Source organism: Microbacterium sp. 11MF, assembly GCF_000383475.1.
Classification (GTDB): Bacteria; Actinomycetota; Actinomycetes; order Actinomycetales; family Microbacteriaceae; genus Microbacterium; species Microbacterium aquilitoris.
The window spans coordinates 1,105,159-1,122,947 of sequence record NZ_KB911459.1; the positions used below are offsets into that span (position 1 = coordinate 1,105,159).

At 66.3% G+C, this 17,789-nt stretch carries 18 protein-coding genes, 3 tRNA genes and 1 other RNA gene; 4 read left to right on the top strand and 18 right to left on the bottom strand.

Features of this window, described 5'->3' with window-relative positions; all coding sequences use genetic code 11:
- Window positions 1–157 precede the first annotated feature (157 nt).
- The 14 genes from H286_RS14685 to H286_RS0105535 form a co-directional block, all read right to left on the bottom strand.
- A complete protein-coding gene (locus H286_RS14685) occupies window positions 158–820 on the bottom strand; it encodes a DUF4145 domain-containing protein (protein ID WP_081630835.1) in 663 nt (220 codons plus the stop codon).
- Between the two features lie 20 nt (window positions 821–840).
- A tRNA-OTHER gene (locus H286_RS0105460) sits at window positions 841–899 on the bottom strand.
- A 211-nt stretch (window positions 900–1,110) separates the two neighbouring features.
- Window positions 1,111–1,896 (bottom strand): hypothetical protein, encoded by a 786-nt coding sequence (locus H286_RS0105465; protein ID WP_020097400.1) that lies wholly within the window; start codon window positions 1,894–1,896, stop codon window positions 1,111–1,113.
- Window positions 1,893–2,984 carry a tyrosine-type recombinase/integrase gene (locus H286_RS14785; RefSeq protein WP_081630836.1) on the bottom strand — a complete coding sequence of 364 codons (1,092 nt, stop codon included), beginning with the start codon at window positions 2,982–2,984 and terminating at the stop codon, window positions 1,893–1,895. Before H286_RS14785 ends, H286_RS0105465 begins: the two co-directional genes overlap by 4 nt.
- A 40-nt stretch (window positions 2,985–3,024) precedes the next feature.
- Complete coding sequence (locus H286_RS0105470; RefSeq protein ID WP_020097401.1) at window positions 3,025–3,321, bottom strand: hypothetical protein; 297 nt, start codon at window positions 3,319–3,321, stop codon at window positions 3,025–3,027.
- A gap of 27 nt (window positions 3,322–3,348) precedes the next feature.
- On the bottom strand, window positions 3,349–4,587 hold the full coding sequence (locus H286_RS14690) for a replicative DNA helicase (RefSeq protein ID WP_020097402.1): 1,239 nt from the start codon (window positions 4,585–4,587) through the stop codon (window positions 3,349–3,351).
- Complete coding sequence (locus tag H286_RS14915; RefSeq protein ID WP_155900301.1) at window positions 4,584–5,297, bottom strand: hypothetical protein; 714 nt, start codon at window positions 5,295–5,297, stop codon at window positions 4,584–4,586. Before H286_RS14915 ends, H286_RS14690 begins: the two co-directional genes overlap by 4 nt.
- Before the next feature lie 297 nt (window positions 5,298–5,594).
- Window positions 5,595–5,670, bottom strand: a tRNA-Arg gene (locus tag H286_RS0105500).
- 113 nt (window positions 5,671–5,783) lie between these two features.
- Window positions 5,784–6,074, bottom strand: a complete 291-nt coding sequence (locus tag H286_RS0105505) for a hypothetical protein (protein WP_020097406.1) — start codon at window positions 6,072–6,074, stop codon at window positions 5,784–5,786.
- A gap of 59 nt (window positions 6,075–6,133) precedes the next feature.
- The gene (locus H286_RS0105510) at window positions 6,134–6,631 is read right to left on the bottom strand and encodes a hypothetical protein (protein ID WP_020097407.1); all 498 of its coding nucleotides are present in this window, start codon (window positions 6,629–6,631) and stop codon (window positions 6,134–6,136) included.
- Entirely contained in the window at window positions 6,628–7,230 is a 603-nt protein-coding gene (locus tag H286_RS0105515) for a hypothetical protein (protein ID WP_020097408.1), read from the bottom strand. The genes H286_RS0105510 and H286_RS0105515 overlap by 4 nt, the downstream gene beginning before the upstream one ends.
- Window positions 7,231–7,459: 229 nt before the next feature.
- Window positions 7,460–7,759, bottom strand: a complete 300-nt coding sequence (locus H286_RS14920; RefSeq protein ID WP_155900303.1) for a DUF3039 domain-containing protein — start codon at window positions 7,757–7,759, stop codon at window positions 7,460–7,462.
- Window positions 7,756–8,100: a hypothetical protein gene (locus H286_RS0105530; protein WP_155900305.1), complete on the bottom strand. Its 345-nt coding sequence runs from the start codon at window positions 8,098–8,100 to the stop codon at window positions 7,756–7,758. Before H286_RS0105530 ends, H286_RS14920 begins: the two co-directional genes overlap by 4 nt.
- A gap of 149 nt (window positions 8,101–8,249) precedes the next feature.
- Window positions 8,250–8,447, bottom strand: coding sequence for a helix-turn-helix domain-containing protein (locus H286_RS0105535; RefSeq protein WP_081630838.1), 198 nt, complete (start codon window positions 8,445–8,447; stop codon window positions 8,250–8,252).
- Window positions 8,448–8,545: 98 nt separating this feature from the next.
- Between H286_RS0105535 and H286_RS0105540 the strand changes: the two genes are divergently transcribed.
- The gene (locus H286_RS0105540) at window positions 8,546–9,106 is read left to right on the top strand and encodes a helix-turn-helix domain-containing protein (RefSeq protein ID WP_020097413.1); all 561 of its coding nucleotides are present in this window, start codon (window positions 8,546–8,548) and stop codon (window positions 9,104–9,106) included.
- A 39-nt stretch (window positions 9,107–9,145) separates the two neighbouring features.
- Window positions 9,146–10,336 carry a tyrosine-type recombinase/integrase gene (locus H286_RS14470; RefSeq protein WP_231370895.1) on the top strand — a complete coding sequence of 397 codons (1,191 nt, stop codon included), beginning with the start codon at window positions 9,146–9,148 and terminating at the stop codon, window positions 10,334–10,336.
- A 27-nt stretch (window positions 10,337–10,363) separates the two neighbouring features.
- Here the strand turns inward: H286_RS14470 and rnpB are convergent.
- The 3 genes from rnpB to H286_RS0105555 all read right to left on the bottom strand — a co-directional run bounded on the left by rnpB (window position 10,364) and on the right by H286_RS0105555 (window position 13,208).
- Window positions 10,364–10,724, bottom strand: an RNA gene (rnpB, locus tag H286_RS14700) — RNase P RNA component class A.
- 31 nt (window positions 10,725–10,755) lie between these two features.
- Entirely contained in the window at window positions 10,756–12,519 is a 1,764-nt protein-coding gene (locus tag H286_RS0105550) for a bifunctional 3'-5' exonuclease/DNA polymerase (RefSeq protein ID WP_020097415.1), read from the bottom strand.
- Window positions 12,477–13,208, bottom strand: coding sequence for a zinc ribbon domain-containing protein (locus tag H286_RS0105555; protein WP_020097416.1), 732 nt, complete (start codon window positions 13,206–13,208; stop codon window positions 12,477–12,479). Before H286_RS0105555 ends, H286_RS0105550 begins: the two co-directional genes overlap by 43 nt.
- A 107-nt stretch (window positions 13,209–13,315) precedes the next feature.
- Here H286_RS0105555 and H286_RS0105560 point away from each other — a divergent pair, with 107 nt between their 5' ends.
- Window positions 13,316–14,815, top strand: a complete 1,500-nt coding sequence (locus H286_RS0105560) for an amino acid permease (RefSeq protein ID WP_018186655.1) — start codon at window positions 13,316–13,318, stop codon at window positions 14,813–14,815.
- Window positions 14,816–14,835: 20 nt separating this feature from the next.
- On the opposite strand, the gene H286_RS0105565 is transcribed toward H286_RS0105560, so the two are convergent.
- Window positions 14,836–14,911, bottom strand: a tRNA-Val gene (locus H286_RS0105565).
- A gap of 149 nt (window positions 14,912–15,060) precedes the next feature.
- On the opposite strand from H286_RS0105565, the gene aceE reads away from it, so the two are divergent.
- A complete protein-coding gene (gene aceE, locus H286_RS0105570) occupies window positions 15,061–17,787 on the top strand; it encodes a pyruvate dehydrogenase (acetyl-transferring), homodimeric type (RefSeq protein WP_018186654.1) in 2,727 nt (908 codons plus the stop codon).
- Window positions 17,788–17,789: the final 2 nt, after the last annotated feature.

The following is a 17,789-nucleotide window of genomic DNA, read 5'->3' on the forward strand; positions in this document are numbered from 1 at the left end:
CGACTAGCGCAACTATCCAGCCGTCTGCTGACCCGAGACTGTAGAACCGTTAGGGCCAAAGGGCATTCAGCTCGATAGCGCGACTGTCAGAAGTACTCCCAAGTCCACCCGCTGAACTTGACGCTCACCCACAGGCGTGAATGATGCTGGCGGTTCGCTACTCGGACGACCGCCGCGCCATCATGTCCGCGCGGCGTGCGTCGGCCACGTACACGTCGTCGAGAACGAATCGCGCGATCGTCAACGCATCCTCTGCATCCTCCTGATTCGGAGCGACCTCGATCTCGCCGTGAGCCATGTCGTTGCCAAGGATCCGAAGCGCATGTGCCATGTCCTTGGTTCCCTTCCGAAGATGACCCGCCTCGAACATTGCATTGATCTTCTGAACCAGGGAGCCGTCACTGATGTGGCTCTGGCGCGCTGTCGCCTCAATCAAGCTCCGAACGAGCAGCAAGACAGCTCGGTGTGCTCCTACGCTCAGGGCATTGTGAGCCTCGATCAAATAAGCAGCAACGGCCTCTGGCACGAAGGATACGTCGACCGGCAACATTGGAGACGGCGACCAAGACGAGATCGTCATCAGTTCACCCTCCTTGACTGCCATCGCCCCTTCAAGAATTGAACCCTCGTTGAGGGACCTGTTGGCCCGGCGTGTCAAGCCGAGCGCGGAATTGAACCTCTGGCATGCATCGCACGTCGCCGAGACCTCGATCTCGTACTGATACTGGGGGTAGGAGTCAGGAACGACCTTGATCACGAAAGCCGTTCGGGCTGTGAAATGGGTTTGATTTCCACAGAAGGCGCAGATGCCAGCAAGCATGCTCGCAGGTTACGCGATTGCGCTGCCGGCGGGGTTCGAACCCGCGCACCGATGGCTCTACCGGCTGAGCTACGGCAGCTACCTGTGTGACCCCCAACCCGATGTCGGGGGCCTCTCGACCCGGCTCACCGGGCTGGAGGACACCGGCTTTCGGGGAGAACACCAAAGGCCGCATCCCCGTTGGGGTGCGACCTACACCACGAGTATAACCACACCGGGCCGCCGCCGTCACGCCATTTGGGGTCGTGTCTCCTACTCCCGACTGGGATTGGAGGTGCTTGACAAGCGCGTCAGCGGGCTCCGATTCCGTACTTCTCGGCTAGCCGTTGAGCGATGCGCTCAGTCTTCGCTTGCTCCTGTCGTTTCTCCTTCTGCTCCTTCGCGTAGCTCATAACAAGGGCTTCGTAGTCGTCCTCGGCGTAGAAGTGGCCGGCGGCGCAGACAACGCGGCGCGAGTCGCCGGGGAACGCGGGGGGCCAGACAGCGAGGCGCGCGCCGCAGTCGTCGTGCCCGCAGGGGACCTGCGAGTAGGCGGCCTGGGTGGCGCGGGGCCAGCGGGCGTTCATCCGCCAGATGTCACGGAGCTGCTCCCCCATCGCGTCGATGTCGCCGGTGTGGGTGGTGACGAGGATCGCGTCGAGTCGAATCTTGAGCCAGTGCGCGGCTACTCCGACGGCTTCTGCCGCTCGAGCGGCCGTGACGCCGACCGGCAGGCCCACGATGGTCCCGTTGTTGTCCCGCCACGAGCCCGCGAGGACTCGCGCCGGCTTCTGGTTGAGGATGCTCGCCCAGTGTCCGGACCAGTACACGAGAGTCGCGTAGAGATGGTTGACGTCGTCGAAAGCGGCCTGGTTAAACGGAAGCGGTGCCGAATCGTTCGCCGTGTCTACTTTGTCGGTGCCTGCGCTGCCACTGGTGATCATGTTGCCGACGAGGTGGCCAGCGATCTCTCCCGCCTGGGTGAGCGGCATGTCCAGGCGGGCCCAGCAGCTGGTGCAGTAGCGGCCATGCGTTGCGGTGTTCTCGTGGGTGGGGTCGGTGTCGTGCCGCTGGCAGTATCTGACCTCGTTCGTCATCGGGTCTCCTTGGTGGTGATAGCTCGCATGGGTCGGGTGCCTGCGAGAGTCGCGCCGATCATCTCGGCCATTTGCACGTGCGCGTCGGGCTGGTCATGCGGCGTCGGCTTGCGGCGTAGCGGCATTAGGCCAGCCGCGCCGCAAGCGGTCGGATTGGTGGCTTTCGCAACCGCCGGATCCCAGGCGCTAGCGCGGAATCGGCCCATCCACAGGTGCCCCCCGTTGCTGTTCGCGAAGATCAGGGCGTCAGATGGCCCGCGCGTCCCGAGCGCTACGACGGCATCGTGAGGGAGGGAGATTGTTCGCCTCGACCGTGATGACTTTGGGTGTTTCAGGACGGGCCCGCCGCCATCGGACTTTTTCCACGCCTTCGACACTCGGATGGTAGGTGGGTTGGACCGGTTGTCGAGATCGCCCCAGGTAAGTGCGGTCGCTTCTCCCCACCGGCATCCGGTGTTGGCGAGGAGTATGACGAACGCGGCGTACTGCTCTGGGATGAAGTGCAGCAGGGTGGTGTACTCGTCGACGGACAGGAACACGCCTTCGTGTTGTTCACCGCGGCTGAGGCGGGTCTTCCTGGCTGGGTTGTCGGGGCGGAGGCCGTTGTCGACCGCGCTCGTCATGACAGCTGACAGCACGGCGTGATAGTTCCGGACGGTTTTGGCGGAGATCCTCTGATTCGGGTTCCGGGCTGTCGTCTGTGACTCCTGCCATGTCACCCACCGACCGACGTCCGCTTTGGTGATGCTGTCCACTGGCATGTCGCCGAGTACTTGTAGGAAGGATCGGTTGGCGTCACGCAGATAGTCGCGCCGGGTCGCCGCCTCCACCCCGGTCAGGAGACCCGATTGGGGGTCGAGATACTTCGTGACCCAGTCCGTGAGTGTGAGCGTTCCTGTGCTTTCGCGCCGACGCGCGGCTACGACGCTGCGAGCTGCTTCCCAGCCGACCTTTTCGACAAGTGACCTGAAGCTTTCGGCCTCGCGGATGTCGAGGAAAGTCGCCTGGAGTTGCTGTCCGCGGTGTCGGCTTTGAACCCGGTAGCGCACTCCCCCACTCGCTGTGGTTCGAACTCCGATGCTTGCCATCTGTTCTCGCTCTCTCGATTTGCGTTCTTCGACACGCGGTCTAGTCGACACTCGTGTATTCGTCCTCGGTCACCGGTTCCCACGGGGCCGGTGCGGGCATGAATCGCTTGATGATCGCCGGCGCGATTAGGTCCTCCGGCGCGGAAATGCTGTTGTGCGCGGCGATGCGGGTGGCGTTGTCGACGAGCCAGGCCTTCGCCTCCTCGAGCGTGTCGAACGTGAGGCTGTCGTGATTGCCGGTAGTCGATGGGTAGCGCTCGACGTACTTGTACTGCCAGGGACCGTCGAGATCGTTCAACTCGGCAGTGTTGCTCGTCGAGGTCGTCTCGTTGCGCATAGTTATCTCCTTGTGAAGTGCGGTCGGTCAGTAGTTGAAGTCGACGGCCCGCGAGTGCTGGCCGTCCCACACGAGGCGGATCTCGCCCGTGCGTCCGTGTCGGTTCTTGGCGACGTCGATGACCAGGTCGACGTCCGCTCTGGGGTCCTCGATGAGCCCTTCCTTGCGGAGCAGCATCACCACGTCGGCATCCTGCTCGATTGCCCCCGACTCGCGGAGGTCGGACAGCTTCGGGACGGACAGGGTCGTCGCCTCGCTGTTGCGGTTCAGCTGCGACAGAGCGATCACGGGGACCTTCATGTCCTTCGCGAGGATCTTGAGTTGCCGGGAGAACTCGGCGACCTGCAGGTGGCGGTCCCCCTTGCTCTTCGCGACCATGAGCTGCATATAGTCGACGACGATCCCGGACAGGCCACCGGGTTGCTTCGCGACAGTCCGGGCGAAGGTTCGGATGTCGGAAGGGGCCAGCCCGGAGCGGTCGTCGATCGCGATGTTCAGCTGCTCGAGTGTGGGGCGTGCGCGCCGGTAGAGCTCGAAGTCGTGCTCTGTGAGGCGGGCGTCCTTGATGTGCCCGACGCTGATGAGTGCGCGCTCGGACACGAACCGGGCAACGAGCTCTTCGATCGTCATCTCGAGCGACGCGAATGCGACGTTGCCATCGGACGCGAGCTGTGTTGCGATCTGCGCGGCGATGACCGTCTTGCCAACGCCTGGGCGGGCGGCGACTACATAGACGGCGCCCGGACGGAACCCGCCGATGGCTCCGTTGAGCTTCTCCCACGGCGAGGGCACGAACACGGACCGGTCCGACTTGCGGTCCATCACGTCGTCGAGCACGTCGCGGACGAATCGCAGTTTGGCGGTTCCGGTGCCGATCGCTTCTTCGATCATGGTCCGCGCGCGGTCTGCGACGTCGGCGGCATCCAACCCCGACTCGATATTGGTGAGCGCCGCCGCCACGGACGACAGCCGTCGTCTTAGAGCTCGCTTCGCCACGATGTCCGCGTAGAACGGCACCGAGCCGGCCGCTGCCGGGACTGAGGTCAGGCCGAACAGGAGCGCTGCATCATTCGGCATCGCTTCGGAGAGAGTGAACGCGTCTACGGGACGCCCCTGATCCCACTCCCTCCGCATTGCATCGAAGATGTCGCCGTGGCGCGGCTCGTAGAAGTCGTGGCCAGTGAGGGCGATGTCGTCGAGTGCGGCCCCATTCGTGATCAGCACAGCCGTGAGCAGGGCCACCTCGGCTTCCTGCGCGGCGGTCACTCGTCGCTCCCGTCGAACTGCCACCGGTAGGGCTGCGCTGGAGGTGCGTTGCGTGCAACGTCACGCTCGGCGAACTCCTGCTGCTTGCGCATGCCGTTCTTCCACGTCGCGAGCCAGTCGAGTTTGACGCCCCGCGTGCCGGGAACGCTCTTCCAATAGTCGATGAACTCCGGGAGCTTCTTGTCGAGGTCGACGAGGGGCACCTCGGAGGCCGCCCATTCCCGCATCTCCTTGGTGATCAAAAGGCCTTCGGGGACACGAGTTCCGCGCTCAGGCGCGGCTCTCTTCTTCGTAGAAGAAGATGTCTTTGTCTCTGACTCTGTTATTAGCTTGGAGTTTGGTTCAGCAGGTGCTGCACCACGTGCTTCAGCACTTGCTCGACCTCCTGCTGCGCCCGCTTCCCGCTTAGCGTCGATGTCCGCGCGGGTTTGCTGATGTTCTGCGAAGTCATGGATCATGTAGCCCCGATCGACGATGGAAAGTGACGGATTGGTAACGTCGTTCGCTAAAAGTTCGTCGATCGCTCTCCTCCGCCACTTCCGCGACGCGATCCGACCGTCCACGAAGCCGTCGTCGAGCATCCGTCTGGAATGGAGCGTCATCTCGACGAGGGTCCGGAAGGCGGCATCGGATAGGGGGGCGATCTTCGGCGAATCGGCAAAGTCGATCGTGAACCTGCCGTAGAGCCTGCGATCCTTCTTGGCTGTCATCGCTGTCCGTCTCTGGCTGCGGTGACGAGGAGCAGGAGCCCGCGGAACTCGCGACGACTGATGCCAAGGCGACGCCTGATCTGCTTGTCCGTCCACCCGTACGCGCGCGCCAGAGAGACGAGGTGCGCGGCACTCTGGGCGGCACGGTCGACATCTGCTTGAGCGGTGGCGAGTATTGCGGCCGCGTCTGCAGTGAGCTTCCTGGCTCGGTCGAGGTACTCCCCAGCGATGCGGTGTCTGTCCGGGCTGATAGCCATTTCGGGTCCTCTCGGCGTTCGGGTGTGGGTGCGTGATGGGTGGTCCCGCCGGCAGGATTCGAACCTGCGACCATCCGCTTAGAAGGCGGCTGCTCTATCCACTGAGCTACGGCAGGGGGTGTCCCGGTGGGACAGGTGGCGGGGCGACGAGAGAGACCTGCCCGGTCCGCGCCCAACCACCTCGGCGCGCTCGCTCTCGTTCTTCTGTAGGTGTCAGCGCCCCTCGATGTCAGGAAGGGAGGGACGCGTGCCAGGCGCGGACGGCCGCTTCCATCTGGTCGACGATCGTGCGGAGGTCTGCGAACTCACGGTCGATGGCGTCGCCGAGTTCACCGACGGTGTGCGCGGTGATGCTCCACTCGCTGAGGTCGAGCGTCGCCGTCCAGTCATCGGTGTCGAAACCGTCGATGGGAACAAGGTGCGACCCGTAGACGCGGACCTCGCTGTCATCCGACTTGGCTTCGATGATCGGGCCGAAGTGCCCGTCTCGCTCGAACTCTTCCTGCGTCGTGTGCTGCACCTGGCACCACCCATACCTTGGGCAAGGCGCTGGAGCCGTGGTTCCGTTGCATTCGGCCATCAGTGCCCTCCTTCTGCGACGCGTCGCGCACGAAGGCCGCGACTGTCGACGATGTACTCGTCCTCGTTGCGATCAGTGATGTGGGCGAGGAGACGATCCGGCGCCACGGTGATCGTGTAGACGTTCCGCGGCTTGGCGCCGTACCTGGCCTCGTTGATTTCGAGGAACCGTTCGGCGACGTTGAGAGAAGCCGTCCACGCCAGCCTGTGAACGTAACGGGGCTCGGCCGCCCTGTAGAGCGTGATCGGCTCGGAGGGTCGCTTGGCCGACAAGCCGTCTTCCGTATAACCCGCCATTTCGAAGAACTCCACCCACTTGCGGTAGCCCAGTGCTGCGAACGGGAGGTGCGCCGACGACCAGGCGTACGGTACGGCCTCGGCGAGATGCTGCTTCTCCCGCAGGCGTCCGCTGAATACCCAGTCGAAAAGCATGGTGGGCAATTCGTGGGAGCCGATGCGCAACGAGGCCTCGATGAATGGGTTGCGAACATCGCTCATTCGGGCACGGCTCCCTCGATGTCGATGTTGAGGATGAAGGCGTGCGCGGACGTGACGGTGCCCTCGTGGACGGTGTTACCCATCGGGTCCATGAGTGTGACGTGTAGATCGCGGGCTCTGACGTGCAGGTCGTCGTGCTTCGCAAGGGTCCGCAGGCGGGCGACGGCCTTCCGGTGCGCTCGCTCCTCCCAGCCGGTTTCTACGCGAGCGATGAGCAGCTGGTCGTTGTCCACGAGCAGCACCTCCCACGTTCCGAGGGCGTCGTAGAGGACGCTTCCGCCGAAGAGGCTCCGCCCGGTGAACGGGCCGGGGTCTCGTCGGGCGTCCGTGCGGTTGAAACTCGTCCGGGCCGTGGTCGTCCCGCGGAACGTGTCGTAGGTGATCGTGAGGGAACCGTGCTCCCCCGCGATGAACGGCTCACGTCCACGAGCAGTGACGATCCGGGCTTCAACGCCGGCAGCGCTGAGCTCTGCGCAGGCTGTCAGCATGAGGTTCTGGCGGCGGGCCACGATCTCTGCGATCGATGCGCGCATCTGAGAGAGGGCGGTCGAAGCGTCGTGGACGAGCGTGCTGACGTCCGTTGTGTTCGTGGTGGTCATCGTTTCTGCTTTCGGGTCGTCAACCATGTGCGGATGGCCGCGACGTCGCGGTCCTCCGCTGTCTTCGTGTGGCTGGTCTGGAGGTATCGGATGATGGCGGCGCTGTCCGGGTCGGCAGGTAGGACGACGCGTGACCGGGCGGGCGCTCGAGTCGGCTGCGGGGGCTTTCCCTCCTCGAGTGACGTGACTCGCCGAACGAGGTCGTGGAGCATCCCGATCGCATCGGCCATCAGATGAGGGCCGGCTTCTCGAGGCGCTTCCCGCGACGCGCGTCCGCCAGAAGGCGCTCGGCATCCGAGATGCGTCGGTTGAGGATGTCGCGTTCGTCGCGGAGATCCTTAAGGTCGCCCATCAGGTCGTGGAGGCCCTCGCATTCGGCGCAGATTACGGCGCCCGGCGCGTCGGCTTTACCGCCACTACCGACGCGGAGAGAGGGCACGAACCGCTCCCCGCACAGCGCTCGGATGGTCTCACCAGAGATCAGGGCGGTGTCGATAGCTCTCCGGGGCGCGTAGTGGTTCACGGTCACGACTGCACCGCCTCAGCCTGGAATCCCTTCAACAGTGCGATGAGGGCAGGGATGTCTTCGACGAGGATGGTGAAGCCCTCGTTGTTCGCTCTGGTCTGCGGCTCCGATGGCCAGATGTTCGCCCAACCGACGTACACGTGGTCGTCCATGGTTCGGTAGGTGCCGTCGTTCTGACGCAGGTGAAGAAGCGTGCGCGTCGCGGTGAACGAGTCGACGATGACAGTTGTCTCGTCGGCGATGCAGTAGTCGTCGTCTTCGAGACCCCGCGTATCGGCCCAGACCGACATCGGGATCTCGGGGTGAGGGTCTCCGCCGGGTTTTGCTACGATGGTGTTCAACATTGATCTACCTCCGGGTGGATGGAGCCGGTTCTGCCATAGCGGTGGGAGAACCGGCGTTTTTTTCGTCGCCAGATGGAGCCGACCATCAGGCGTTGCTGTCTTTCCGACTTGGTTCGACGACGCGTCGCCGTCCGCGAAAGCCGCGCCGGCTAGTTGGTCTCCGTGAATGCGTCATTGATGATGCGCTCTAGCTCCTCAGCGGCGACGACAGTGCGTCCGCCAATCTTTCCGGCCTTGATCTGCTTCGTGTGGATCAGCCACCGGACGGATGCTGTCGTTCGGCGGAGCTCGGTCGCCACTTCATCGACGAAGTAGAACCGTGGGCGCGGTGCTGCGGATATGGTCATCGGTTCTCCCAACCTTCTTTTCCAGTTTCTACGACTGGGAATGACTGTAACCCGCGATTCCGGTGGTGGCAACTAGGAATCGTGGTTATCTTTGCTTCATGTCCAGAGACGTCCAGATCGGCCAGAACCTTGCGAGGCTTCGAGGCTCCATCTCGCAGAGCGAACTCGCCGCCCAGATGAAAGCGCTCGGGTGGAAGTGGTCCCAGTCGACGGTTTGGAGCATCGAGAAGGGAGATCGTCCGCTTCGCCTGGCCGAGGCGGAAGACCTTCTGCCGATCCTGAACTTGAGCGACCTGCACCAGATCATCGGAAGCGCCTTCGAACGCGACATGGCCGACATGGTCGACAGAGTGCGGAAGCTTAGAGACTCAGCGATGAGAGCGATCCACTCGTACAATCACGCGCGCCTCGACCTAGCAATCGCGGCGGACGATCATGACTTGGGAGTCACAGAGCATCATGAAGTAGTTGAAGAGGTCCGAGTGGGGCCGATCGAGCTCGCCGAGGCATACGAGGTGTGGGCCATCAACGTTGCCGAAGGTGATGCGCCTGTCGACCGATCCAACCCGTATCCTCTGGGGTTGCCGGATCCGGCGGAGCAAGGGTCCATGCTCAGCTTCTACTTCAAGACGACCGGCTACAGAGGTGATCGTGGCTGACACAAGAGCACCAAACGGGCGCGATAGCTCGGGACGACCGTGAGGAAGTATGTGGAGGACCGCTGGCATACACGGGATGTCGACGGCTCCCGTAAGCGCAGCACGCGATACGGCGTAGGGATGCAGTTCCGGGCGCGATACTTCGACGAGGCCGGAAAAGAACACGCGAAGCACTTCAAGCTCAAGAGAGACGCGCAGCGGTGGCTTGATGAGGTGACAACCTCAGTCGTGTCCGGGCAGTACGTCGACCCGAACGCTAGCCGACTCACGTTCCGGGCCTACGCCGACACGTGGCTTGACGCCCAGGTTCACCGTGACGCGACAGCTACCCTCTACCGCGGGCATCTCGAGCGTCACGTGTACCCCACCCTCGGAGATCGGGCGCTTGGGAGCGTCCTCCGCACGACCGTGCAGGGCTGGGTCAAGAGCCTGACCGTCGACGACCCTGAAACGGAGCGAAAGGCGCTCTCCCCCGCCACCGTCCGCGTCGTCTACACCGTCGTCGCATCCGTATTCCGCGCGGCCGTGCGGGACCGCAAGCTGGCATCTACACCGTGCGACGGGATAAGCCTCCCAGAGGTCGCCAAGGCCCGCGTGCATCCGCTCACTACTGCTCAGGTGAACCTCCTCGCCGAGCACGTACCGGTTGAACTGCGGACCCTAGTGATCCTCGCGGCCGGAACGGGGATCCGACAGGGCGAGGCCCTGGGGCTGACCCGTGATCGCATCCGCCTGCTCGGCAAGAATCCCGCGGTTACTGTCGACCGACAGCTCGTGACGAAGGCGAAGGGCGAGACTGCGTTCGCGCCACCAAAGACCGCGGCATCAGTCCGGACCATCCCGCTCCCCCTCGTAGTCGTGGCTGCACTGAATGAGCACCTCGCGCGTTTCGACGTCGGCGACGGCGAGCTGCTGTTCACGCTCGACGGCAAGGGCATCACGCGACAGCGATTCGGGCATCTCTGGCGACCGGCAGCTCAGGCAGCCAGCCTCACTGAAGCGACGGGCACCGGAATGCACGCGCTCCGGCACTACTACGCGAGCCTGCTCATCCGGTACGGCGAGAGCGTCAAGACCGTGCAAGGTCGCCTCGGGCACAAGTCGGCAACCGAGACGCTCGACACCTACGGGCACATGTGGGCGGATTCCGACGACCGCACGCGGGAGGCCGTTGACAGCGTTCTCGGCGTTCCTGCGGACCCCGTGCGGACTGGAGTCAGCCGGGGTTGACGAATTCCCAGGTCAGGAGGGGATAAGCGAATGGGCCGGCCTGTACGCCGGGTTCTGTCCGGGGGTCGAAACCCCGTGGACGGTCATCTCTCTCGGCGACACGTTGCCGTGCCGCTCCAGCGGTCTACCCGGGGACTCGGCGGGCCGCGTCGGCATCCCCTGTCTGACCTTGCTCCGGGCGAGGTTTACCGTGCGGGCCGTGTCACCACGACCCCGGTGGTCTCTTACACCACCCTTTCACCCTTACCCCGGTCGGAACCGGGGCGGTCTGCTCTCTGTGGCACTGTCTCGCGGATCACTCCGGGTGGGTGTTACCCACCGCCCTGCCCTGTGGAGCCCGGACGTTCCTCGGTGCGCTCTCGCGCCACGCGACCGTCCAGCCGACCCATTCGCGGGGTCGAGTCTAGTCGTCGGGGCGGTCAGTCCTTCGCCGCGTCGACCCGCACCTGCAGGTCGAGGCGGAAGTCGAGGGGGATGTCGCCGAAGAGGAGCCGGGTCGCCGCGTCCGCGGCCTGGCGCACCGCCTCCGCCGCCTGCTCCGCATGCGCGGCGGGTGCGTGGACGATGACCTCGTCGTGGAGGAAGAACGCGAGATGCGCCTGCCGCGAGTGGAGCGCGCCCGACCGGGGTGCGGCATCCTCGTCACCGGCGAACGGCAGCAGCGCGAGCCTCGCCCGCAGATCGCCGAGCCACGCGAGGGCCCATTCGGCCGCGGTTCCCTGCACGACGAAGTTCCGCGTGAACCGGCCCCGGTCGCGCGCGATGCGCCGGGCCTGGGTGCGGTCCGTCTCGGTCGCGTCGGGATCGCCCGCTCGACTCTGCACCGCGCGCCATCCGGGCGACGGAGGTGGACTGGACCGCCCGAGCCAGGTCGAGACGACGCCGCCCTCCTCGCCCACACGGGCTGCGTCGTCCACGAGTCCCATCGCCCGCGGATACGCCCGTCGGAGCGCCGGGACGAGGCGGCCGCTGTCCCCCGTCGTCGCGCCGTACATCGCGCCCAGCAGGGCGAATTTCGCCTCGGAGCGGGTACTGACCACGCCCCGCGAGACGATGCCCTCGTAGAGGTCGGTACCGCGCGCGCTGTCGGCCAGGGCGGCATCCCGCGACATCGCCGCCAGCACCCGAGGCTCGAGCTGCGCGACGTCGGCGACCACCAGCGTCCACCCCGGGTCCGCGCGGACGGCGGGGCGAAGCTGCCGCGGCAGCTGCAGCGCCCCGCCGCCCGACGACGCCCACCGGCCGGTCACGACGCCGCCGGGGACGTACACGGGACGGAACCGACCCTCCGGCGCCCACTCGTCGCGCCACGCCCACCCGTTCGCCGTGTACATCCGCATGAGCCGCTTGTACTCCAGGAGCGGTGCGACGACCGGGTGGTGGTACTCCTTCAGCTCCCACTTGCTCGTCGACGTCGCGGCGACGCCGACGCGATGGAGCGCCCGCAGGAGCTTCGGCTGCGAATCGAGACTCGCGCCGGGATCCCCGAGAAGACCGCGGATCTCGCCCGCCAGGGCGACGATGCGCGCAGGTGGCCGGCCGCCGGAGTCCCGCTCGCCGAGCATCGCGGTCAGGATCTCGTCGTGAACCCGCCCGTCCCACGGCACGCCCGCCGCGTGCATCTCGGCCGCGACGAGGGCACCGACGGACTCGGCCGCGACGAGCAGCCGCAAGCTGGGAGCACCGGCGCCGATCACCCGCCGTTGCCGCTCGAACTCGGCGACCGCGGCATCGATGTCGTGCGGCGCCTCGCGGGAGCCGGGGTCGAGATCGAAGAGGGCGCTCGGACCGTCGTCCGAGACGGATGCCGCGGCATCCCACTCCGTCGCCCGTCGGAGCGCGTCGGTGTCGACTGCGAGGGCACTGTCACGCAGGATCGCGTGGGCGAGGCGAAGGTCGTGGCAGCGGGTGACGCGGACTCCCGCGGCGATCAGCGACGGATACCAGTGCGAGGTGTCGCTCCACACCCACCGCGTCGTATCACCCGCCCGACGGACGTGCTCGCGGAGGGACGACGCATCGACGAGCACACGGTCGACCGCCCGCCCGTCGACATCGAGCGAGACGAGGGAGATCCGCCCCTCGGAGGCGCCCACGACGATCCACGGGACGGGACCGTCCGAGGGAGCGCCCGGATCGGTCAGAGCCCGGAGTCCTCGTCGCGAACGAGGATGCAGCCGCACTCCGGGCACGTGACGACGTCCTCCTCCGCCGCGGCACGCACGGCGTTGAGGTCGGTGCCCGACAGGACCATGTGGCAGCCGCCGCACGTGCGACGCTGCAGGTGACCGGCACCGTTCCCGCGAGCGGCGAGGCTGTCGTACATGCCGACGAGGTCGGCGGGAAGCGACGCGGCGATCGCGGCACGGTCGCGGGTCGCAGCCTCGAGACGCGTGGTCGCCTCGGCGACGGTCGCCTTGGCCTCGGCGCTCAGTCGCGCCCCCTCTTCATTGACCGACGCGATGAGGGCCTCCTGCTCCGCCACAGCGGCTTCGGCGGCCTCGAGACGCTCCATGACCTCGAGCTCGGCGTCCTCCAGGTCGCTCTTGCGCCGGGCGAGCGAAGCGATCTCGTGCTCCAGCCCCTGGGCGTCCTTGACGCTCGACGTCGCGGCGAGCAGGTCGTTGTCGCGCGCGGTCCGGGCGTCGACGACAGCGACGTCGGACTGGATGCGGGCGAGTTCGGCCTTCGCATCGTCGCGCTCACCGAGCCGACGCGTCAGCTCGGCCGAGTGGGTCGCGCGCTCCGCCAGCAGCTCCTTCACGCGTGCGGCCTGCGCGGGGTTCTGTCGCGCGTGATCCGCGCGGCGCACGGCGATGTCGGCGTCGGCGAGATCGAGGAGGCGGCGCTGGTCGGTAAAGCTGGCTTTCACGTCCTCCAACCTACCCCGCGGGCGACCGGCCGTCGGGGCGACGGCTTCAGACAGGATGCCGCGACGCACTAACATTGCGTGCCGGAATCGCGCGGGAGGAGAACAGCATGAGCGTGCTGCGCACCAAGACGGTCGAACAGTCGATCGCCGACACCGAAGAGCCCGAGTTCAAACTCAAGAAATCGCTCTCGGCCCTCGACCTCACGGTCTTCGGCGTCGGCGTCGTCATTGGCGCCGGGATCTTCACCCTGACCGGACGCGCCGCCCATGAGGTCGCCGGCCCCGCGATCGTCATCAGCTTCGTCGTGGCCGCCATCGCGTGCGGGCTCGCAGCCATGTGTTACGCCGAGTTCGCGTCCACGGTCCCCGTGTCGGGGTCGGCCTACACCTTCTCCTACGCATCGCTCGGCGAGCTCTTCGCCTGGATCATCGGATGGGATCTGATCCTCGAGATGTTCCTGGGGGCGAGCGTCGTCGCGCAGGGGTGGAGCGCCTACCTCGGATCGCTCATGGAGCAGCTCGGCGCCCCGATCCCCGCCGCGATCGGATACGGCGGGTCGATCGACCTGATGGCCGTCCTCCTGGTGGTGGTCCTCGGCGTGCTGATCACCGTCGGCATCCGGGAGTCCCTTCGGGTGAACCTCGTGCTCGTCGCGGTGAAGCTGTTCATCGTCCTGTTCGTGATCGTCGCGGGACTGATGTTCGTCAACCCCGCGAACTACTCCCCCTTCGTGCCGGACGCAGCTCCCCGCGAGACCGCCTCGGGACTCACCCAGCCGCTCCTGCAGTTCTTCTCGGGCATCGAGCCGACCGCGTTCGGCGTCGGCGGCATCTTCGCGGGCGCCGCCCTCGTCTTCTTCGCGTACATCGGGTTCGACGTCGTCGCGACGACGGCGGAGGAGACCAAGCGCCCGCAGCGCGACCTGCCGATCGGCATCATCGCCTCGCTCATCATCTGCACGGTGCTCTACGGCGCCGTCGCTCTCGTCGTCACCGGCATGGTGCCCTACGACAAGCTCGACCCCGCCGCGGCGCTCGCCAACGCGTTCGCGTTCCACGGCCAGACCTGGATGGCGACCGTCATCTCGGCGGGCGCCGTGGCCGGCCTCACGACGGTCGTGCTGACCCTCATGATCGGTGCGACGCGCATCATCTTCGCGATGTCGCGCGACGCCCTCCTGCCGCGCGGGCTCGCGAAGGTACACCCCCGGTTCCGCACCCCGTGGGTCATCTCGGCGATCGTGACGGTCATCGTCGCCCTCGTCGCCGGCCTCACGCCGGTCGGCGTGCTCGAGGAGATGGTCAACATCGGCACGCTGTCGGCGTTCGTGCTCGTCTCGGTCGGCGTCATCGTCCTCCGCCGTCGGCGTCCGGATCTGGAGCGCGGCTTCCGCGTCCCGCTGAATCCGTGGCTGCCGGCACTGTCGGTGATCGTCTGCGTCTATCTGATGCTCAACCTGACCGTCGAGACGTGGCTGCGCTTCCTCATCTGGCTCGCCATCGGCTTCGTGATCTACTTCGCGTACTCACGTCGTCACTCGCGTCTCGGCAAGGGCGGCGACCTGTACATCGACCCCGCGACACCGAAGGTCGCCGGTCGGGACTGAGGGGAGCGGCGGGATGCCGGTGGTGGGCCCTGCCGGGATCGAACCGACGACATCCACGGTGTAAACGTGGCGCTCTACCAGCTGAGCTAAAGGCCCTGACGTACCGAGTCTAGGGCGCCCGCGCGGCGTCCAGCACCGGGCCGTATGGGTAGGCTGAGGACAAGCGAGTTGTGCGCGGCGAACAAGCGCGCCCTCGCTCGATCCCTCCTTCCTGGCACGATCTGCCAGGCGACGAAAGGCCTCTTGTGACTGTCAACGATCAGGATCCGTACTCGCAGGGCCCGCAGGACAGCGACCCGGAAGAGACGTCGGAGTGGCAGGATTCCCTGCGCCAACTCGTCGACGCCCGCGGAGCGAGCCGCGGCCGCGAGATCATGCTGAGCCTGCTGCAGAGCTCGCGTGAACTGCACCTCAACGTCCCGCAGGTCCCCACGACGGACTACATCAACACGATCCCCGTCGACAGCGAGCCGGAGTTCCCGGGCGACGAAGAGGTGGAGCGCCGCTACCGCAGCTGGATCCGCTGGAACGCCGCCCTCACGGTGCACCGTGCGCAGCGCCCCGGCATCGGTGTCGGCGGCCACATCTCCACGTACGCGTCGTCGGCGGCACTGTACGAGGTCGGCTTCAACCACTTCTTCCGCGGTCCGGACCACGAGAGCGGTGGCGACCAGGTCTTCTTCCAGGGGCACGCCTCCCCCGGCATGTACGCCCGCTCGTTCCTCGAGGGCGGCCTGACGACGCAGCAGCTCGACGGGTTCCGCCAGGAGGCATCCGCTGCCCCTCACGGCCTGCCGTCGTACCCGCACCCGCGCCTCATGCCGGACTACTGGCAGTTCCCGACCGTCTCGATGGGCCTCGGTCCCATCAACGCCATCTACCAGGCGATGACGAACAAGTACCTCACCAACCGCGGCGTCAAGGATCTCTCCGACGCCCACGTGTGGGCCTTCCTCGGCGACGGCGAGATGGACGAGGTCGAGAGCCGCGGCCAGCTGCAGGTCGCCGCCAACGAGGGCCTCGACAACCTGACTTTCGTCGTCAACTGCAACCTGCAGCGCCTCGACGGCCCCGTTCGCGGCAACGGCAAGATCGTCCAGGAGCTCGAGAGCTTCTTCCGCGGTGCCGGCTGGAACGTCATCAAGGTCGTCTGGGGTCGCGAGTGGGACGACCTGCTCTCCCGCGACCAGGACGGCGCGTTGCTCAACCTCATGAACAGCACCCCCGACGGCGACTTCCAGACGTATAAGGCCGAGAACGGCGCGTACGTCCGTGAGCACTTCTTCGGCCGCGACGAGCGCGCCGCAGCCCTTGTCAAGGACTACTCCGACGAGCAGATCTGGAACCTCAAGCGCGGTGGCCACGACTACCGCAAGGTCTTCGCGGCGTACAAGGCGGCCATGGAGCACAAGGGCCAGCCGACCGTCATCCTGGCGAAGACCGTCAAGGGCTACGGGCTCGGCCCGCACTTCGAGGGGCGCAACGCGACGCACCAGATGAAGAAGATGACCCTCGACGACCTCAAGCTGTTCCGCGACCAGATGCACATCCCGCTGACGGACGCCCAGCTCGAAGAGAACCCCTACGAGCCGCCGTACTACCACCCGGGCGCCGAGGACGAGACCATCAAGTACATGGTCGAGCGGCGTCGCGCACTGGGCGGCACGCTCCCGCAGCGTCGCAGCACGCACACCTCGCTGAGCCTCCCCGACGACAGCGTGTACGCGCTGCCGAAGAAGGGGTCGGGCACGCAGGAGGTCGCCACCACGATGGCGTTCGTGCGGCTGCTCAAGGATCTGCTGCGCTCGAAGGACTTCGGCCACCGCATCGTGCCGATCATCCCAGACGAGGCACGCACGTTCGGTATGGACGCGTACTTCCCGACGGCGAAGATCTACAACCCCAACGGGCAGAACTACACGTCCGTCGACCGCGAGCTGCTCCTGGCCTACAAGGAGAGCCCGCAGGGTCAGATCATGCACGTGGGCATCAACGAGGCCGGCGCCCTCGCCGCCTTCACCGGTGTCGGCACGTCCTACGCGACCCACGGCGAGCCGCTCATCCCGGTCTACGTCTTCTACTCGATGTTCGGCTTCCAGCGCACGGGCGACGCTCAGTGGGCCGCCGGCGACCAGATGGCGCGCGGGTTCATCATCGGCGCCACGGCCGGCCGCACCACCCTCACGGGTGAGGGCCTGCAGCACGCCGACGGCCACTCGCACCTGCTCGCCTCGACCAACCCGGCGACCGTCTCGTACGACCCGGCCTACGGCTACGAGATCGCGCACATCGTGCAGTCCGGTCTCGAGCGCATGTACGGCGGGGAGCACGAGGACCCGAACGTCATGTACTACATCACGGTCTACAACGAGCCGATCGTCCAGCCCAAGGAGCCGGAGGATGTCGACGTCGACGGCATCGTCCGCGGCATCCACCGCGTCTCGACCGGTGAGGGCGAGGGGCACCGCGCCCAGATCCTCGCGTCGGGCGTCGGCCTGGCGTGGGCGCACGAGGCGCAGAAACTCCTCAAGGACGACTGGGGCGTCGTGGCCGACGTCTGGTCGGTGACCAGCTGGACCGAGCTCCGCCGCGACGGCCTCGCCGCAGACGAGCACAACTTCCTGCACCCGACCGACGAGCCCAAGACGGCCTACATCACCGAGAAGCTCCGCGACTCGGAGGGGCCCGTCGTCGCCGTCAGCGACTTCATGCACGCCGTCCAGGACCAGATCCGCCAGTGGGTCCCGCGCCGTTACGCGACGCTCGGTGCCGACGGCTTCGGCTTCTCGGACACACGTGCCGCGGCTCGTCGTCAGTTCAAGATCGACGGCCCGTCGATCGTCGTGCGGACCCTGCAGGCCCTGGCCGAGGACGGCGTCGTCGACCGCGGCCTGTCGGCACAGGCGATCGAGAAGTACCGCCTGCACGACGTCAACGCCGGCACCTCCGGCAACGCGGGCGGCGAAGCCTGACC